Genomic DNA, 17,866 nt, shown 5'->3' on the forward strand with positions numbered 1-17,866 from the left:
TTTTTGTTTCCGGCGATACTCACTCCATGGTTACCCGTACTCCCATCGACAGCGACGCCCTGGCCGAACTGCTGCAGCACGAACCGGCAGCGGCGTTCGCGCACGTTCGCGATGCCGCGCAGGCCGGTCAGGTCGACGCACAACTGCTGCTCGCGCAGATGCACATGGAAGGCAAAGGCACCACACAAGACGCCTCGGCGGCACTGCTCTGGTACGAAACCGCCGCCAACAACGGCGCGCCGATGGCGATGAACATGCTGGGACGCTGCCACGAACTGGGCCAGGGCACCGCGCCCGATCCCACGCTGGCCGCGGTGTGGTACCGGCGCGCGGCGGACACCGGGCTGGACTGGGGCCTGTACAACCTGGCCAACCTGCTGGCCACCGGCCGCGGCGTGACGCAGGATCGCGCACAGGCACTGGCCCTGTACACCCGTGCCGCACACCTGGGCCATGCCAAATCGATGAACCTGCTGGCCCGCCACCTCGAAGACGGGCTGGATACCGCACCCGATCCGCAGGCGGCGCTCGCCTGGTACCAACGCGCCGCCGAAGCCGGTGATTTCCGCGGCCAGGCCAACTACGCCTCGATCCTGCTGCAGGCCGGCCAGATCGAACAGGCCGTGCACTGGCTGCGGCTCGCACTGGCGCACGGCAGCCCGGCGTTCATGGCGCACATCGTGCCGGAACTGGCCGCGTCGCCGCATCCACAGGTGCGCGCCCTGGTCGCACCGCCGTCCCTCTGAGGAGTCCCGCATGCTGCTGCACATCCCCGACATTCTCAGCGCCGACCAGGTGGCCGATTTCCGTCGCCGCCTCGACGCCGCCGACTGGACCGATGGCCGCGAAACCGTGGGCCACCTGGGCGCACAGGCCAAGCACAACCAGCAGCTGCCCGAGGCCTCACCGCTGCGCCGCGAACTGGGCGAAATCATCCTTGTCGCGCTGGCCCGGCACCCGCTGTTCTTCAGCGCGGCGCTGCCGCTGAAGTACCTGCCGCCGCGCTTCAACCGCTACAGCGGTGGCGGCACCTATGGCTTCCACGTCGATGGTGCGGTGATGAACCTGGCCAACGGCGAACAGCTGCGCTCGGACATCTCCTGCACCCTGTTCCTGTCGGCGCCGGACGAATATGAAGGCGGCGAGCTGATCATCAGCGATACCTACGGCGAGCACGAGGTAAAGCTGCCGGCCGGCGACCTGATCGTGTATCCGTCCAGCAGCCTGCACCAGGTGCGGCCGGTCACCCGCGGTGCGCGCGTGGCCTCGTTCTTCTGGGTACAGAGCATGATCCGCGACGATGTGCAGCGCCGCCTGCTGTGGGAAATGGATGGCTCGATCGAGCGCCTGCGGCAGACCGGCGGTGACGCCGAGGCGGTCCTGCAGCTGACCGGCGTGTACCACAACCTGCTGCGGCGCTGGAGCGAAGTCTGAGCCCCGTCGGGTCAGCCTGCGACATTTTAGCAATCATTCTCATTTGCAACAGCTAACAGCTCTCATTACAATCACGCCCCGTTGATGCCGGCCACTGCCGGCAGACCCCTGGGGACCCCTGCTTGCTGCGCCCGCTTCGCCCTCGCCCGCTCATCCATCGCAAGATGGGCACCGCCATGCGCGGCCAGCGTCCTGCGCTGGCCAGCCTGCTGGCGTGGGTGGCGATGCTGGCCTTGCTGCTGGGCACCCTGCCGCTGCTGCCGCACGCCCAGGCCGGAATGGCCGTGCAGATGCCGCTGGAAGAGCGCGGTGGCGAAGGCCCCCTGCAGGAAGAGGCACCGGCCAAGCTGCGCCGCTGCGCATCCGCTCCGGTGAAGTCGGCCGAGAAGGCACGTCCGCCACTGCTGCTGGCGAGCCAATGGCTGCGCACTGAACTCGAACTCGTACCCGCCACGCCGGCCATGCCCGGCGTGCGCCCGGACTGGCCGCTGGCCGCTCCGGACACGCCCTGGGCCGATGCGCCCGGGCGTCGCCAGCAACGCGGCCAGGCGCCGCCGCTCGCCTGATCCACGGCCCGACGTGACCGCCTGCGCGGTCATGCCCGCGCGCCGCTACCTGTTTCATCCCTGCCGCCCCTGACCGGGCCTCCCCGTGCATGCCGTGCCGTTCGCGCCAGGCATCGCACCACCCTGCACCCTTCGAGGTAACTGCCATGGCCCAGCGCCATCGTGTCCGTTCGTCCCTGTCCCGTACCCTGCTGACCAGCGCCGTGCTGGCGGCCATGACCACCCCTGCCCTCGCCCACGGTGACGCTTCCGGTGCGCCACAGACGCTGGACAAGGTGGTGGTCACCGCCTCCGGCTTCGAGCAGAAGGTGGTCGACGCCCCGGCCAGCATCAGCGTGGTCAGCCGCGAAGAACTCAGCAAGCGCCCCTACACCAACCTGGTCGACGCGCTGCGCGACGTTGAAGGCATCGACGTCGGCCTGGAAGCCAGCGACAAGAACGGTCGTGCCACCATCTCGATGCGTGGCCTGCCCTCCGAATACACGCTGGTACTGATCGATGGCCGCCGCCAGAGCAATGTCGGCCAGCTGTATCCGAACAACTTCGGCGGTGGCCAGTTCGCCTACCTGCCGCCGCTGGATGCCATCGAGCGCATCGAAGTGGTGCGCGGCCCGATGTCCACGCTGTATGGCTCGGATGCAATGGGCGGCGTCATCAACATCATCACCCGACGCAACCAGGACAGCTGGCACGGCGCCGTGACCCAGGGCTTCACCGTGCAGCAGGACGATCAGTTCGGCGATGCACGCACCACCGACGTCTACCTCAGTGGCCCGCTGCTGAAGGACCGCCTGAGCCTGGCGGTGCGCGGCAGCTACTACGACGCCAAGGCCTCCAATCCGGAGTGGGATGCACTGACCCTGCCCGACGGCAGCCTGTGGGAGCGCAGCATCGGCTTCGGCGGCGGTGGCAAGTCGGTGGCCAACACCAACTGGAACACCGGCGTACGCCTGGACTTCCACGTCAACGATGACCACGAACTGTGGCTGGACTACGACGTGTCGCGGCAGAAGTACGACAACAGCGAGGGCCAGACCGGCACCCTCGACAGCCTGGCCAGCCTGTGGCGCGTCGGCAATGCGGTCATCCCCAATCCGAACGGCAGCGGCACCGTCACCCGCCGCGTTGTGCAGCCGCGCGTGGGCTACACCGCCTACCAGCGCTACGAGCGCGACCAGCTGTCGCTGACCCACCAGGGCCGCTACAGCTTCGGCACCTGGCAGACCTCGTTGACCCACAGCAAGAGCAGCAACCTGGGCCGCTCGCTGCCGCTGACCCTGGACGAACGCGCCAACCTGCAGACCCTTTGGAACGACGTCTGCCGCCGCACCGGCGGCGCCAACAACTGCGCGGCCGGCCGTGGCAATGCACTGGCCGCCCTCAACCCGAGCGAAATGGCACGCCTGCAGGCATTCCTGCCGCGTCCGCTGCGCACCATGGAGCTGGAAGGCTACGTGCTCGACACCATGCTCGACCTCGACTTCGGCGCGCACAAGCTGACCGTCGGCGGCCAGTACAACGACACCGACATGATCGACGGTGTGTTCGGCATGGATGGCGCCGGCTACCGCAGCAACACCAAGCAGAAGCACCGCATGTGGGCGCTGTTCGCCGAGGACAACTGGTCGCTGACCGACACCCTTACCGCCACCTTCGGCCTGCGCTACGACGACCACAACGTGTTCGGCAGCCATGTCAGCCCGCGCGGCTACCTGGTGTGGAACGCCACTGACGCCTGGACCTTCAAGGGTGGTGTCAGCACCGGCTACAAGACCCCGCGACCGGATCAGCTGTTCCCGGGCATCACCGGCTTCGGTGGCCAGGGCGTGCTGCCGCTGGTGGGTTCGCCGAACCTGAAGCCTGAAACCAGCACCAACTACGAGCTGGCCGCGTACTACGAAGGCCAGCGCTGGGGCTTCAACGTCACCGGCTTCTTCAACAAATTCGAGGACAAGATCGCCAGCGGCGGCACCTTCCCGAACTGCGAAGTGGCCCGCGCCGGCAGTGGCTACTGCGTGGACATCGGCCCGGGCTGGGCGGCACTGGGCTACAGCACCTTCACCCAGAGCGTGAACATCGACAAGGCCGAGACCCGCGGCGCGGAACTGGCCGGCCACGTCGACCTGCTCGACACCCTGCAGCTGCGCGGCAACTACACCTGGACCAAGAGCGAGCAGACCAGCGGCCCCGACAAGGGACGCCCGATCTCAGGCACCACGCCGGCAAAGCACATGGCCAACGCCAGCCTCAACTGGCAGATCAACGATGCGATCAGCCTGTCGCTGATCGGCGAGGGCCGCTACGACCGCTATCGCGACACGCTGATCGACAGCACCGGCGCCCGCCATGTCCGCTACTACGAGGACTACACGATCTTCCACCTGGGGGGCAGCTGGAAGGCCACGCCATGGCTGACGGTCAACGCGCGGGTCAACAACCTGTTCGACAAGGACTTCGTCTCGCAGTCGTGCCTGCTGCTCAATCCCAGCGAGTTCAGCTGCGTGGACGACTACGCGACCAAGGACCAGCGCCGCAGCTACTGGATCTCGCTCAACGCGAAGTTCTGATCGCCACGCACCGGTAGTGCCGGCCGCTGGCCGGCAATCCCCCAGGGATACAGAACGATACGCAATTGCGAGCTATTCTCATCAATGATGTAATGGGCAGTCCCCGTCAGCCCCGAACCGTGCCGTGAGCCGTCCTGCCTCCTCCACCGTGCAGCAGCAACAGAACCGTGGCTTCTGGCTGCGGACGCTGCACCAGTGGCACTGGATCAGTTCGGCGGTGTGCCTGATCGGCATGCTGCTGTTCGCGGTGACCGGCCTGACCCTCAACCATGCGGCGAAGATCGAGGCCAAGCCCCAGGTGCAGAACCAGCATCTGGAACTGCCCGCCGAACTGCTGGGCCAACTGGGCACGCGCGAAGACGGCAACGCGCCGATTCCGCGCCCGGCACGGCAATGGCTGGACACGCAGCTGGGCATCGCCATCGGCGGGCGCCCGGCCGAGTGGTCGGCCGAAGAGATCTACCTGTCGCTGCCGCGCCCCGGCGGCGACGCCTGGCTGAGCATCGATCGCGAAACGGGCGCGGTGGAGTACGAATCAACCTCGCGCGGCGCGGTGTCCTACCTCAACGACCTGCACAAGGGCCGCAACGCAGGCCCGGCGTGGGGCTGGTTCCTGGACCTGTTCGCCGTTGCCTGCCTGGTGTTCTGCATCACCGGCCTGTTCCTGCTGCACCTGCATGCGCGGCAGCGGCGCATGACCTGGCCGCTGGTCGGCCTCGGCCTGATGATTCCGCTGCTGATCGCCCTGCTGCTGATCCACTGACGTCCCCCCATGAATTCCATCCGTTTCCCCGGAGCCGCCCCATGCGCGTCACCCTGACCATCGCCCTCAGCGGCCTGCTGGCCACCTCGCCGGCCTACGCCACCACCCTCGACATCAACGTCGAAGTGCCCAAGCTCAACGTGGCCGAGTACCACCGCCCGTACGTGGCGGTGTGGCTGGAAGGCGCCGACCAGAAGGTCGCGGCCAACCTGTCGGTCTGGTACCAGCAGACCAGCAACAGCGAAGGCCACGGCACCAAGTGGCTGCCCGACCTGCGCCAGTGGTGGCGCAAGAGCGGCCGCACCCTGCAGGTGCCGGTGGACGGCGTGACCGGCCCGACCCGCCCGGCCGGCAAGCACGCGCTGTCGTTCAACGACAGGCAGCCGGCGCTGAAGCAGCTGGCCCCCGGCAACTACACCCTGGTGGTGGAAGCAGTGCGCGAAGTCGGCGGCCGTGAACTGCTGAAGATCCCCTTCACCTGGCCGGCCACCGCCGCGCAGAACGGCAAGGCGCAGGGCGCCACCGAACTGGGCCAGGTCACCCTCGCCGTCAAACCTTGACCGCCTGACCCGGGGTCGGATCCCTTCCGCAGGAAGGGCTCTGACCCCATCGCCCTATCCCCCGGGGTCAGAGCCCTTTCCGATGGAAAGGGATCCGCCCCCTTCCAACTGGAGTCTTCCGCATGAAGCGCACGCTCGTCCTCGCCGCCGCTCTGGCCGCTGCCCTTCCCTTCTCCGCCCTGGCCCACAAGGCCTGGCTGCTGCCCTCACAGACCGTGATCGCCGGCAACGCGCCGTGGATCACCGTCGACGGTGCGGTCTCCAATGACCTGTTCTATTTCAACCACGTGCCGCTGCGCCTGGAGTCGGTGGTGATCACCGCGCCGGACGGCAGCACCGTGCAGCCGCAGAACGCGTCCACCGGCAAGTACCGCAGCGTGTTCGATGTCGAGCTGAAGCAGCCGGGCACCTACCGCATTGCGTCGGTCAATGACGGCCTGTTCGCCACCTACGAGCAGAACGGCGAGCGCAAGCGCTGGCGCGGCAGCGTGGCTACCTTCGGCGAACTGCCGAAAGACGCGAAGAAGCTGGAAGTGAGCCAGTCGGTCGGCCGCGTGGAGACCTTCGTCACCAACGGCGCGCCGAACGATACTGCGCTGAAGCCGACCAACCGTGGCATCGAGCTGGTCGCCGTCGGCCACCCGAACGATCTGTTCGCCGGCGAGGAAGCCACCTTCCGCGTGCTGGTCGATGGCAAGCCGACCGCCGGCCTGGAGTTCGAGATCGTGCGTGGCGCCACCCGCTACCGCAACGCGCAGGACGAGCTGAAGCTGACCAGCGATGCCAAGGGCGAGATCAAGGTGACCTGGCCGGAAGCCGGCATGTACTGGCTGGAGACCGGCACCGAAGACAACAAGACGTCGGTGAAGCAGGTCGCCAAGCGCCGCCTGAGCTACGTCGCCACGCTGGAAGTGCTGCCGCAGTAATGACGTGGACCGCGATGCCGGGCAGGCCCCGGCATCGCGCCTGCAGCACACCACCATGACCGATCCCCTGCTCGACATCGCCCGCCTCGGTGGCACCACCATGGGCACCACCTGGAGTGTGTCGCTGGTCGCGTCGCGCCAGCGCGACCTGCACCCGCTGCATGCCGGCATCCAGGCGCGGCTGGACGAGGTGGTCGCGCAGATGAGTACCTGGGAGCGCGGTTCGGATCTGAGCCGCTACAACCGCGCCGACGCCGGCCAATGGTGCGTGCTGCCCGCCGAAACGCGCCACGTTGTGGCCTGCGCACAGGCCATCGCTTCCGCCAGTGACGGCGCCTTTGATCCCACCATCGGTCCGCTGGTTGCGCTGTGGGGCTTCGGTGCACATGCCGCTGAACGCCGGCAGCCCGACGACGCTCCCCTGCAGGCCACGCGCGATCGCTGCGGTTGGCAGCGCCTGCAGTGGCAGGACGATGCGCTGCTGCAACCGGGCGGACTGGAACTGGATCTCTCTGCGATCGCCAAGGGCTTTGGCGTCGACCATGTCGCTGCGTGGCTGCGCACACAGGGCATCACTGCCGCGCTGATCGAAGTCGGTGGCGAGCTGGCCGGCTACGGCCGCAAACCGGACGGCCAGCCGTGGCGCGTGCTGGTGGAATCCGCACCGGAAGAAGACGTGCACACCGATACCCCGCCACGGGTGCTGGCGCTGGACGGCAAGGCGGTGGCGACTTCCGGCGATCGCTGGCACCAGTACCAGGCCGGTGGCGAGGCCTACAGCCACAGTCTCGACCCGCGTACGGGCAGGCCGGTGCGGCAGGTTGCCGCGGCAGTAACCGTGGTGGCCGACGACGCCATGCGCGCCGATGCCTGGGCCACCGCACTGACCGTGCTGGGTCGCGAACAGGGCATGGCGCTGGCCGAACGCGAAGGACTGGCTGCACGCTACCTGCAACGCACCGCAGAAGGCCCGCAGGAATTTCTCAGCAGCGCCTTCCAGCGCCTGCTCGACGGGCAGGACGCATGAGCGCACGTCCATCGCGCGCGTGGCTCGGCAACACTCTGGTCCTGCTCCTGCTGGCGCTGATCGGTTGGGCGCTGCTGCGCCTGCATCTCGGCGAAGCGTGGTGGCAGGGCGCGCCACCGGTGCGACACGCGCAGATCGCGGGAATCGCCACGGCGCTGTATGCGCTGGCCTGCGCTGCACTGTGGTGGCGAGGGCGCCCGCGCGACGATGCCACAACCGGTGACAGGCCCCCGATCCTGCTGGTCTGGTCCAGCCAGACCGGCTTCGCCCGCGAACTCGCCGAGCGCAGCGCCGAGGCCCTGCGCGGTGCCGGCGTGCCGGTGCGTGTGCGCGGACTGCATGAGGTGGATGCAGCACTGCTGGCTTCCAGCCAGCGCGCGTTGTTCATCGCAAGCACCACCGGTGAGGGTGACCCGCCCGACCACGCCCTGCCGTTCCTGCGCGGGGTGATGGCCACCCCGCCCCCGCTGCAGCACCTGCACTACGGCGTGCTCGCGCTGGGCGACCGCAGCTATGGCCACTTCTGCGGATTCGGCCACCAGCTGGACACTTGGCTGCGCCAGCATGGCGCGCATCCGCTGTTCGACGCGATCGAAGTCGACAACGCCGATCCGGCGGCACTGCGCCATTGGCAGCAGCTGCTGGGACAACTTGGCGGCGGCGCCAGTGAACTGCCCGACTGGAGCCCGGCCGAGTATCAGCCGTGGACGCTGCTGCAACGTGAGCATCTGAATCAGGGCAGCCCCGGTGGTCCGGTGTATTGGTTGCGCCTGCAGCCACCGCCTGGCGTCGATGTGCAGTGGCAGGCCGGTGACATCGCCGAGATCGGCCCGCAGCACCCACGCCACAGCGCGCGCGCCTGGCTCGATGCACAGGGCTTCAATGCCGACACGGTGCTGGATGACGGGCAGGCGTTGCTGGCCCGTATCGAGCGCTCGCACCTGCCCTCATTGGTTCCCCCGGGTGATCTGCCCGCACTGCTGGCGACCCTGCAACCACTGCCCCATCGCGAGTATTCCATCGCCTCGGTGATGGCCGACGGCGCGGTGGAGTTGCTGCTGCGCCGCCAGCTGCGCGCCGATGGCACGCCAGGGATCGGCAGCGGCTGGCTGTGCGACCACGCCGCCATCGGCGAACCGGTGCAACTGCGCCTGCGCCGCAACGACAATTTCCAGGGCGTGCCCGCCGATGTGCCGCTGCTGCTGATCGGCAACGGCACCGGCATCGCCGGACTGCGCGCGCACCTGCACGAACGCGCGCTGCAGGGCGCGCGCCGTACCTGGCTGCTGTTCGGTGAGCGCACCGCCGCGCACGACTTCCATTTCGGCGAAGAACTGCAGGCGATGCTGGCGGACGGCTCGCTGGCGCGGCTGGATGCAGTGTTCAGCCGTGACGGCGGCGCGCATCGCTATGTGCAGGACCGGCTGCTGGCCGAAGCGGCAACGCTGCACCAGTGGGTGGATGAAGGCGCGACAATCCTAGTCTGCGGCAGCCTGCAGGGCATGGCGCCGGCCGTGGATGCAGTGATCGAGCAGGTACTGGGTACCGTGGGCAAAGAAGCGCTGTTGCTGGCCGGTCGTTACCGGCGCGATGTGTATTGAGGCCACCGCATCCACGCATGGCGTGGATGTACTGCTCCACTTCGGCGGATGCGAATCGCCTTCTGGCGGATGCGAATCGCCTTCTGGTGAGTGCGAACCGATTTCTGGTGGGTGCGAACCTTGGTTCGCACCATGACGCGGTATCGGTGGCCGCATCCACGCACGGCGTGGATCTACTGTAGCAACTGTCTTGTCAGGCGGAGGCCATCTGGGCCTCCGCTTCCCGTTTGCGGGCGTTGAGGATCACCAGCATCTTGCGCATTACCGCGACCAAAGCGACCTTGCCCGGCTTGCCTTGGTTGACGAGGGATTCAAAGAATTCCTTGAGCCGGGGCTCATAGCGTTTGGCGGTCAGCGCCGCCATGTAGAGCGCTTCGCGTACAACGGCGCGGCCACCGGTGATACTCCGTCGCCCCTTCCAGGTGCCGCTTTCGCGGTTCATGGGGGCAACCCCTACCAAGGCCGAGATGGCTTTCCCGCTGAGCTTGCCCAGCTCCGGTAGCTCACAGGCCAAGGTCGCCATCAGTACCGGACCGGCGCCTTTGAGCTTGGCAAAGTCACGCCACCCGTCCTGCTCGGCCAGGAGTGCTGCGATGGTGGCATCGAGCTGCTTGATGCTTTTCTGGATCTCGTCCAGGTGCTGATTCAGCATTGAAATCAGGCAGGGTTCGCTGAACGCACGCATGCGCTGATGCTCGCTCACCCGCATCTGGACCAGATGGCGTCGGCGCTGGCAGAGCTCACCCAGACGGCGTTGCCAAGCGGCCGGGGGTACGTAACGGGTCAGCTTGAGGGCGTCGGCCATGTGAGCCAGAACCATGGCATCAATGCGATCGGTCTTGGCCTGCCTTCCCGTGGCCGAGGCGAAGCTGCGGCCACGGCCGGGGTTGATCCGAACCATCGGCAGGCCGGCTTCGTGCAATGCATCCAGCGCCTTCTGTTCGTAGCCACCGCTGGCCTCCAGCACAACCTGCTTGGCTGGCCACCGCTGCAACCATCTGATCAGACTGGCCCAGCCCCGCTTGTTGTTCTTGAACTGACGGAAGGCCTGTTCATGGACGGCCACATCCAGATTCTCACCACTGACATCGATCCCAATCCCAAACATGGGGCAACTCCGCTAGGCTGACAGGGCCGAGAGCTCCCCCCGCTTGCCCAGTCTTATCAGTACGGGTGCCAGCTCGATCAACTGTTCGGGCGGATCAGGGAGAAACCGGCGCGGAGATCCTTGCTACAGAGCGATCGAAAAGACCTAGAGCCGAACGGTCGTCCGCGCCGGGCTCTCGGCACCTAAGGTGCCAGAGTCGGAAGAGATAAGAGCCGAGCCCATGCTCGGCTGACCTCACCGCAGCCGAGCATGGGCTCGGCTCTACACGGTCATGCCATCGTCGCCGCACTCACCCGTATCGCCAGCAACTCGCCCCCACCCTGCAGCGCATGGCGTTGCCGTTCACCGGCCGCCAACCACGCAGTGTCTCCCGCCTGCAGCGCCGGCAAGCCACTGTCGGCGCCAAATTCGGCGTGCCCGGCCAGCAGATGCAGCGCCCAGGCCACGCCCGGTTCGCAGAAGAAGAACATCGTGCCCACCAGCGGCCGGTGCAGCAGTTCGGCCTGCAGCAACTCGCGCTTCCACATCAGGTTGAAGTCGTGGGTGGTGCCATCGACCAGTTCGCCGTGCAGCGCGTCCTCGCCGGCAAAGCGCACGCGCCCGTGCGGCGGCAGAACCTCGGCCACACGGCCATCCTTGAAGCGAAGACGCACACCATTGCCCTGCAGCAACACCAGTTCGCGCTCCACGCCGGGGAAGGCAGAGAACGCGGCATCCTGTTCGATTTCGGCCACCGACAGGCGCAGCGCCCAGTCATCCCCCTGCGCGGGCAGGCGCAGAATCTCGCGGGTCCAACCCAGGCCGTTGCGCCAACGTTCGCGGCGATAGTCCAGGCTGGAGATTACCTGGCTCGGAGTGTGCAGCAGGGAGTCGATGTTCATCGGCGCATTGCATCATGCTGCGCGCCGTCGTGCATCACCGGGTGGCGAGCGTACCCTGGCCACCGCACTCGCCGCCCAGCAGCTGCGAGTGCTTCAGCCAGTCCTGGTCGGGGTAGTAGGCGAACACCATCGTGCCGCCGCGCAATGCGTCGATCAGCGGCTTGGCCACCGACAGGCGTACCGCAGGGCAGCCCAGGCTGCGGCCGAGCCGTCCCTGCAGCTGCGCGGTCGCCGGGTTCACGTAGGGGGCGCCATGGATGACGATGGCGCGTTCGCGCGCGCGGTCGTTGAAGCCCGGCTCCAGCCCGGCCAGGCGCAGCGAATACCCATTGCCGCCCATGTAGGTCTCCTGCGCGGTGAACGCGCCGAGGCTGGACATGAAGCTGCCATCGCGGTTGGAGAAGTGTTCGGTGCGGTTCTCACCGCTGTTGCGGCCATGCGCCACCCATTCCTCGAACAGCAGGCGCTGGTGGGCCAGGTCGAACACCCACAGACGCGGCTCGGTGGACGGCCGCGAATAATCGATCACGCTGAGGCGATCACCATTGATGCCCAGCTCCGGCCGCTGCAGCGCGCAGCGCATGGCGTGCGCCGCCAGCTGCAACACGTGGCGGTCGGCCTTGGGCGCACTGCGCGACAGCAGGGCAGCCAGATCATCGGCACTGGTGGCGAGGGCGGGCTTCTGTGCCAGCGCCGGGGCGCTGGCCGAGGTCGCCAGCAGGCCGAACGCGGCCAGCCGGCACAGGCGGGATGCAGTCATGGGCACAACGAGAGACTCAGTTGCCCTTGAGGGTGGACCTTGGCGGCTCGGATTCCAAGACCGGCTGCATTCCGGATTCAGCCGGGCTTGGGCGGACCGCCGGCAGCGAGGTCACCAGCAGGGTCGTGCCCGGTACCAGCACCTGGTACAGCTGACGGGCGAAATCGGCCGGCAGCGCCATCGGCAGCGAGGGCGTGGCCAGCAGGTCCGGGGTGGCCTGGGCACGGTCCTGGCCCAGCAGCGGATAGGCTGTCCACTGGTGCAGGCGCTGGTTCGCGTCCAACGGGCTGGGCGTATCGCTGTAGCCCTGCCCCATCACGAACAGGGTGGTGCCCTGGAACGCCGGCAGGGCGTCGGCCTTCAGCGGCGACTCGCCGATCATCACGCCGTCGCGCAGCACGTACAGGCGCTGGTCGTGCAGGCTGACCAGGATGCCGACCTGCCCGGCCGGGGCCGCGCTGTCATCCCACCAGGCCTGCGCCGGCGCCCCGCCCTCGGTCTCCGGCAGGGCCTGGCCACGTGCGTTGACCGGTGCCAGCACCGACGGATAGGCCAGCGTCATCGGCGAGCTCTTGGCATCGGCCACGACCACGGTATCGCCGCGCTGGGTTTCGCTGAACAGCTTCTGCGCAAAGGCCTGCGGCAGGCGCACGCAGCCGTGCGAGGCCGGGTGTCCGGGCAGGCTGCCGCCGTGCAGGGCGATGCCATCCCAGGTCAACCGCTGCATGTAGGGCATCGGCGCGCTGTTGTAGAGGTTGGACTTGTGGTCCTTGTCTTTCTGCAGGATGGTGAACACACCGGTCGGTGTCTCGTGCCCGGCCTTGCCCGAGCTGATCGTGGTCAGGCCGATGGCAATGCCGTTGCGGTAGACGTAGGCGCGCTGCTCATCGAGGCTGACCACCAGCACGATCGGTCCGGTCGGCGAGATTTCCGGATGCCACAGGTACTCGCCCGGCTTCAGGTCGGTCGGCCCGCGTACCTCGGCGGTGCTGGCAGCAGCGGCCGTCGGCTTGGCAGCCGCAGCCGGTGCAGCGGCGTGGGCCAGCAGCGGCAGCGCCAGCGCCAGGGCGAGCATCAGGGTGGTGGGGCGGTGCGGAAGCATCCAGCGGTGTCCTTTCCATGCGGAGCGGCCACCGTACACCATCGGCCCGTGGTGGCCACGGCAAAACCAGGCGCCGGAAATGAAACTGCCCGGCGACACAGCCATGTGTCGTACCGGGCAATCGTTACGTCCTTGTCGGCCTGCTGCCGCCCCCTCGCATCCTGCGCAGTGGGGGTAGCGATGCATCCTGCACGCGGCCGCGTCTGTCCTGTTTGTATCTCAGCCCCTTCCACAGGTCTGTGATGCCACCATCCTGGTGATTGGTGCCGCATCCTGCGGCGGTCGGTGGTCACGGCCTTCCTGCCCGTGTCCGGTGAACCAGCCTCCTGCCGGTTCCGACGATTCCTGCTGTCAGCGCCTGGGTACGGTCCGCACCGGTACCGATCCGGGTACCGGATCCGCCGGCAACAGCCTGTTGCCTACGGTGATCCGCTGTCGATTCCGTTCGACGATTGCTTTCCCTATCCCCTTCACCTGCGTCAGGTCCTCGACGCGGTGAAACGGGCCGTGTCTGCGCCGGTGCTCGACGATCGCCTCGGCCTTGGCGGCTCCGACCATCGTCAATCCCTGCTGCAGCGCCTGGGCATCGGCGCGGTTGATGTCGATCGGTTCGGCGGCATGCGCCCCAGCGATCCCCACGACCAGCACCAGTGCCCTCAACACGACAAACCAAGGCACGACGTGTATCTCCCTGTGATTCTGGCCGTCCCGACCGGCAATCCCGTCGGCAGGAACAGTGTCCGTCACCACATGTGCACAGCCTATCGGTTTCCCGGATTTCCGTAAGCCAGCCAAATACCCGACGTGATGTAGGAAAAACCCTACCCGCAGCACAGGCGTAGAATGGGCGGATCAGCCCATGCAACTGGAGTTTCAGATGGACAGCGCCAAGCTCGGCCAATTCGTCAATGACAAGTGGGACAGCGAAATCGTCCCGCAGTTGGCCGACTACATCCGCATTCCCAACAAGTCGCCGATGTTCGACGCCAATTGGGTGCAGAACGGCTACATGGAACAGGCGGTCACCCTGATGGAGAACTGGGCCAAGGCCCAGCAGCTGCCCGGCCTGAAGGTTGAAGTGGTGCGCCTGGAAGGCCGTACCCCGCTGATCTTCCTGGAAATTCCGGCCACCGGCGCCGAGACTGGCGACGACACCATCCTGCTCTACGGCCACCTCGACAAGCAGCCGGAAATGACCGGCTGGGACGACGACCTCGGCCCGTGGACCCCGGTCCTGCGCGGCGACAAGCTGTATGGCCGCGGCGGCGCCGACGACGGCTACGCGATCTTCGGCTCGCTGGCTGCGGTACTGGCGCTGCAGGCCCAAGGCCTGCCGCACGCGCGCTGCGTGGTGCTGATCGAAGCCTGTGAAGAGTCGGGCAGCTATGACCTTCCGGCCTACGTCGACCATCTGGCCGACCGCATCGGCAAGCCGTCGCTGGTGGTCTGCCTGGATTCGGGCTGCGCCAACTACGACCAGCTGTGGTGCACCACCTCGCTGCGCGGCCTGACCGGCGGCAACTTCACTGTGAAGGTGCTCAATGAAGGCGTGCACTCCGGCGATGCCTCCGGCGTGGTGCCGTCCAGCTTCCGCCTGCTGCGCCAGCTGCTGTCGCGCATCGAGGACCAGGACACCGGCCGCATCCTGATCGACGGCATGAACGTTGAGATTCCGGCCGAGCGCCAGGAACAGGCCAAGCGCGCCGCGGAAGTGGTGGATACCGAGATCTTCGAGAAGTTCCCGATGGTCGACGGCCTGCGCCCGATGAACGAAGACCTGACCGAACTGGTGCTCAACCGCACCTGGCGTCCGGCACTGTCGGTCACCGGCGTGGGTGGCATGCCGGCGCTGGAATCGGCCGGCAACGTGCTGCGCCCGCAGACCTCGGTGAAGCTGTCGCTGCGCCTGCCGCCGACCGCCGATGGCAAGACCTGTGGCGAGCTGCTGAAGGAAGCGCTGCTGCGCGATCCGCCGAACGGCGCCCACGTCACCCTGGACCTGGAAAAGGCCTCCACCGGCTGGAACGCGCCGGCGATGGCGCCGTGGCTGACCCAGGCCATCGACGACGCCAGCCAGGCCTTCTTCGGCAAGCCGGCGATGTACATGGGCGAAGGCGGCTCGATCCCGTTCATGGGCATGCTGGGTGAGAAGTTCCCGGGCGCCCAGTTCATGATCACCGGCGTACTCGGCCCGCATTCCAACGCGCACGGCCCGAACGAGTTCCTGCACATCCCGATGGGCAAGAAGGTCACCGCCTGCGTGTCCAAGGTGATCAGCGAGCACTACGCCGCCAGCCTGCGCGGCGAGACCAGCGGTTCGCCGGTGGCTGCCGACAGCGGCACCCGCCACGGCGACCACGGCTGCTGCTGATCCGGCACCCGTGACGGACGCAGCCTGGCCTTGCTAGGCTGCGTCCACACTCAAGCGGAATCCGCGCGCATGAATGGTCTGTTCGGCAGCAGCAGCTGGCTGTACATCCTGCTGGTTGGCTTCTTCGTCGGCCTGCTCGGGCGCTTCTTCATGCCCGGCAACAACCGCATGGGCTGCCTGCTGACCATCGTGCTGGGCATTCTCGGTGCCCTGCTGGCCGGCTGGTTCGGCCAGTACATGGGCTGGTACGCCCCCGGCGAACCGGCCGGTTTCCTCGGTGCGGTGGTGGGCGCGGTAGCCGTTCTTGCCGTCCTGCGCCTGTTCAGCGGCCGCCGCTGACGCCGCTCCCCCTTCCCTTCCTGTTGCCGACGTTGGCGCGCCCGGCGCGCCCGGATATGCCTGCATGACCGAACCCGCCTCTGATCCCCAGCGCAGCGCGCAGCGCCTGCAGTGGGCCCGTACCCAGCTCGATGATGCCAACGCGGTGGTCGAACGCGCCTCGGTCGATGCCGGCATGCGCAGCTACTGGCGCACCACCAGCACGCGCGGCAGCCACATCGTGATGGACGCCCCGCCGGGACTGGAAGATCCGCGGCCGTGGCTGCGCATGCGCGGCCTGCTGCACGACAACGGCCTGCGCGTGCCCGCGCTGCTGGCGCAGGACCTGGATGCCGGCTTCCTGCTGTTGGAAGATCTCGGCGGCCCGACCCTGGCCAGGATCCTCGACGAGCGCAATGCCGATGAATGGTTCGGCCGTTCGATCGAACAGCTGCTGCGCCTGCAGGCGATTCCGGTGCCGGCCGACTTCGGCCAGTTCGGTGAAGCGCTGCTGCAGCGCGATGCCGGCCTGTTCGACGAATGGTTCCTGCAGCGCCACCTGAAGCTGGAGCTGGACTGTGGCGAGATTGAAGGGCTGCAGCTGGTGCACCGCCGGTTGATGGACAACGCGCTGGGCCAGGCCCAGCTGATGACCCACCGCGATTACATGCCGCGCAACCTGATGCCGGTCGACGACGGCCCCGCGGTGCTGGATTTCCAGGACCTGGTGCGTGGCCCGATCGCCTACGATGCGATGAGCCTGTTCAAGGACGCGTTTCTGAGCTGGCCGCTGCAGCGCGTGGACGAGTGGCTGGCGCAGTACCACGAGCGTGCCCGCGACGCCGGCCTGCCGGTGCCCGACCGCGCCACCTTCCTGCGCGATGCCGACTGGATGGGCATCCAGCGCCACGTGAAGATCCTTGGCCTGTTCTGCCGCCTGCGCTACCGCGACAACAAGGGTCACTACCTGGACGATGCACCGCGCTTCATCACCTATCTGGATGAGGTGCTGCCGCGCTACCGCGAACTGGCGCCGCTGCAGCAGCTGCTGGACGACCGCATCAAGCCGGCGCTGGCCGAGCTGGCCACACCGATGCGCGTGGCCCGATGAAAGCGCTGGTCTTTGCCGCCGGCCTGGGCGAGCGCATGCGCCCGCTGACCCTGCACACGCCCAAGCCGCTGCTGGAAGTGGCCGGCAAACCGCTGATCGTCTGGCACCTGGAACGCCTGGCCGCACTCGGTGTGCGCGAGGTGGTGGTCAACACCGCATGGCTGGCCGAACAGTTTCCAGCGACGCTGGGCGATGGCAGCCAATGGGGCTTGCGCCTGCATTTCATGTACGAAGGGCAGACCCCGCTGGAAACCGGCGGCGGCATCCTCAATGCACTGCCGGTGCTGGGCGACGCCCCGTTCCTGGTGGTGAACGGCGACATATGGACTGATTTCGATTTCGCCACGCTGCCGCGCGAACCGCAGGGCCAGGCGCATCTGGTACTGGTCGACAACCCTGTACAGCACCCGGACGGCGACTACCGTCTGGATGCACAGGGGCTGCTGCACCACGACCGCGAAGGCCCGTGCCTGACCTATGCCGGTATCGGCGTGTACCGTCCATCGATCGTGGCCGACTGGCGCGCGGTGATCGGTGATGCGCCGGGCAGCGAGCGGCTGCCGCCGAAGTTCTCGGTGGTGCCGCTGCAGAAGCACTTCATGGCGCAGGGATTGATGACGGGGCAGCACCATCGCGGGCGCTGGACCGATGTCGGGACCGTGGATCGCCTGCGCGCGCTGGATGCTGAGTTGGCGGCGAACGGCTGAGCCCCTCGTGGCTGGTCGCGTAGAGTCGACTGTTAGTCGACTGGCATTGTGAGCTGGCCGGGCG

Annotated in this window: 18 protein-coding genes; 13 read left to right on the top strand and 5 right to left on the bottom strand. The window is 67.4% G+C overall.

The features are described 5' to 3' along the window. Nucleotides 1-26: 26 nt before the first annotated feature. The 9 genes from N5D91_RS17425 to N5D91_RS17465 all read left to right on the top strand — a co-directional run bounded on the left by N5D91_RS17425 (nucleotide 27) and on the right by N5D91_RS17465 (nucleotide 9,444). Nucleotides 27-746, top strand: a complete 720-nt coding sequence (locus N5D91_RS17425; RefSeq protein WP_180854102.1) for a tetratricopeptide repeat protein — start codon at nucleotides 27-29, stop codon at nucleotides 744-746. Between the two features lie 10 nt (nucleotides 747-756). Beyond that, on the top strand, nucleotides 757-1,434 hold the full coding sequence (locus tag N5D91_RS17430) for a Fe2+-dependent dioxygenase (RefSeq protein WP_094002066.1): 678 nt from the start codon (nucleotides 757-759) through the stop codon (nucleotides 1,432-1,434). Between the two features lie 164 nt (nucleotides 1,435-1,598). After that, a complete protein-coding gene (locus tag N5D91_RS17435) occupies nucleotides 1,599-2,000 on the top strand; it encodes a hypothetical protein (RefSeq protein WP_180854101.1) in 402 nt (133 codons plus the stop codon). Nucleotides 2,001-2,146: 146 nt separating this feature from the next. Then, the gene (locus tag N5D91_RS17440) at nucleotides 2,147-4,567 is read left to right on the top strand and encodes a TonB-dependent receptor (RefSeq protein ID WP_180854100.1); all 2,421 of its coding nucleotides are present in this window, start codon (nucleotides 2,147-2,149) and stop codon (nucleotides 4,565-4,567) included. 124 nt (nucleotides 4,568-4,691) lie between these two features. Then, entirely contained in the window at nucleotides 4,692-5,330 is a 639-nt protein-coding gene (locus N5D91_RS17445; RefSeq protein WP_110711460.1) for a PepSY-associated TM helix domain-containing protein, read from the top strand. A gap of 41 nt (nucleotides 5,331-5,371) precedes the next feature. Continuing rightward, nucleotides 5,372-5,890, top strand: a complete 519-nt coding sequence (locus tag N5D91_RS17450) for a DUF2271 domain-containing protein (protein ID WP_005408420.1) — start codon at nucleotides 5,372-5,374, stop codon at nucleotides 5,888-5,890. Nucleotides 5,891-6,012: 122 nt separating this feature from the next. After that, nucleotides 6,013-6,816 carry a DUF4198 domain-containing protein gene (locus N5D91_RS17455; protein WP_180854099.1) on the top strand — a complete coding sequence of 268 codons (804 nt, stop codon included), beginning with the start codon at nucleotides 6,013-6,015 and terminating at the stop codon, nucleotides 6,814-6,816. Between the two features lie 55 nt (nucleotides 6,817-6,871). Next, the gene (locus tag N5D91_RS17460) at nucleotides 6,872-7,843 is read left to right on the top strand and encodes an FAD:protein FMN transferase (protein ID WP_110714272.1); all 972 of its coding nucleotides are present in this window, start codon (nucleotides 6,872-6,874) and stop codon (nucleotides 7,841-7,843) included. After that, on the top strand, nucleotides 7,840-9,444 hold the full coding sequence (locus N5D91_RS17465; RefSeq protein WP_180854098.1) for a sulfite reductase subunit alpha: 1,605 nt from the start codon (nucleotides 7,840-7,842) through the stop codon (nucleotides 9,442-9,444). The genes N5D91_RS17460 and N5D91_RS17465 overlap by 4 nt, the downstream gene beginning before the upstream one ends. 193 nt (nucleotides 9,445-9,637) lie before the next feature. Here the strand turns inward: N5D91_RS17465 and N5D91_RS17470 are convergent, their stop codons facing one another. The 5 genes from N5D91_RS17470 to N5D91_RS17490 all read right to left on the bottom strand — a co-directional run bounded on the left by N5D91_RS17470 (nucleotide 9,638) and on the right by N5D91_RS17490 (nucleotide 13,973). Continuing rightward, a complete protein-coding gene (locus N5D91_RS17470; RefSeq protein WP_180854097.1) occupies nucleotides 9,638-10,552 on the bottom strand; it encodes a transposase in 915 nt (304 codons plus the stop codon). A 269-nt stretch (nucleotides 10,553-10,821) separates the two neighbouring features. Continuing rightward, nucleotides 10,822-11,433, bottom strand: coding sequence for a HutD family protein (locus N5D91_RS17475; RefSeq protein ID WP_180854096.1), 612 nt, complete (start codon nucleotides 11,431-11,433; stop codon nucleotides 10,822-10,824). A gap of 34 nt (nucleotides 11,434-11,467) precedes the next feature. Continuing rightward, nucleotides 11,468-12,193, bottom strand: coding sequence for a murein L,D-transpeptidase catalytic domain family protein (locus N5D91_RS17480; protein WP_180854095.1), 726 nt, complete (start codon nucleotides 12,191-12,193; stop codon nucleotides 11,468-11,470). 16 nt (nucleotides 12,194-12,209) lie between these two features. Further along, nucleotides 12,210-13,295, bottom strand: a complete 1,086-nt coding sequence (locus N5D91_RS17485) for a L,D-transpeptidase (RefSeq protein ID WP_180854094.1) — start codon at nucleotides 13,293-13,295, stop codon at nucleotides 12,210-12,212. A gap of 351 nt (nucleotides 13,296-13,646) precedes the next feature. Next, nucleotides 13,647-13,973, bottom strand: coding sequence for a helix-hairpin-helix domain-containing protein (locus N5D91_RS17490; protein WP_014036262.1), 327 nt, complete (start codon nucleotides 13,971-13,973; stop codon nucleotides 13,647-13,649). Between the two features lie 199 nt (nucleotides 13,974-14,172). Here N5D91_RS17490 and N5D91_RS17495 point away from each other — a divergent pair, with 199 nt between their 5' ends. From N5D91_RS17495 to murU, 4 genes are all read left to right on the top strand, one after another. After that, nucleotides 14,173-15,666, top strand: coding sequence for a M20 family metallopeptidase (locus N5D91_RS17495; RefSeq protein ID WP_180854132.1), 1,494 nt, complete (start codon nucleotides 14,173-14,175; stop codon nucleotides 15,664-15,666). Nucleotides 15,667-15,735: 69 nt separating this feature from the next. Further along, a complete protein-coding gene (locus tag N5D91_RS17500) occupies nucleotides 15,736-16,005 on the top strand; it encodes a GlsB/YeaQ/YmgE family stress response membrane protein (RefSeq protein ID WP_005415577.1) in 270 nt (89 codons plus the stop codon). Between the two features lie 64 nt (nucleotides 16,006-16,069). Beyond that, on the top strand, nucleotides 16,070-17,095 hold the full coding sequence (locus N5D91_RS17505) for a phosphotransferase (protein WP_180854093.1): 1,026 nt from the start codon (nucleotides 16,070-16,072) through the stop codon (nucleotides 17,093-17,095). Then, on the top strand, nucleotides 17,092-17,802 hold the full coding sequence (murU, locus tag N5D91_RS17510) for an N-acetylmuramate alpha-1-phosphate uridylyltransferase MurU (protein ID WP_180854092.1): 711 nt from the start codon (nucleotides 17,092-17,094) through the stop codon (nucleotides 17,800-17,802). The genes N5D91_RS17505 and murU overlap by 4 nt, the downstream gene beginning before the upstream one ends. Nucleotides 17,803-17,866: the final 64 nt, after the last annotated feature.

Origin of the sequence: Stenotrophomonas sp. GD03794, assembly GCF_029842145.1 — a bacterium.
GTDB lineage: Bacteria > Pseudomonadota > Gammaproteobacteria > Xanthomonadales > Xanthomonadaceae > Stenotrophomonas > Stenotrophomonas riyadhensis.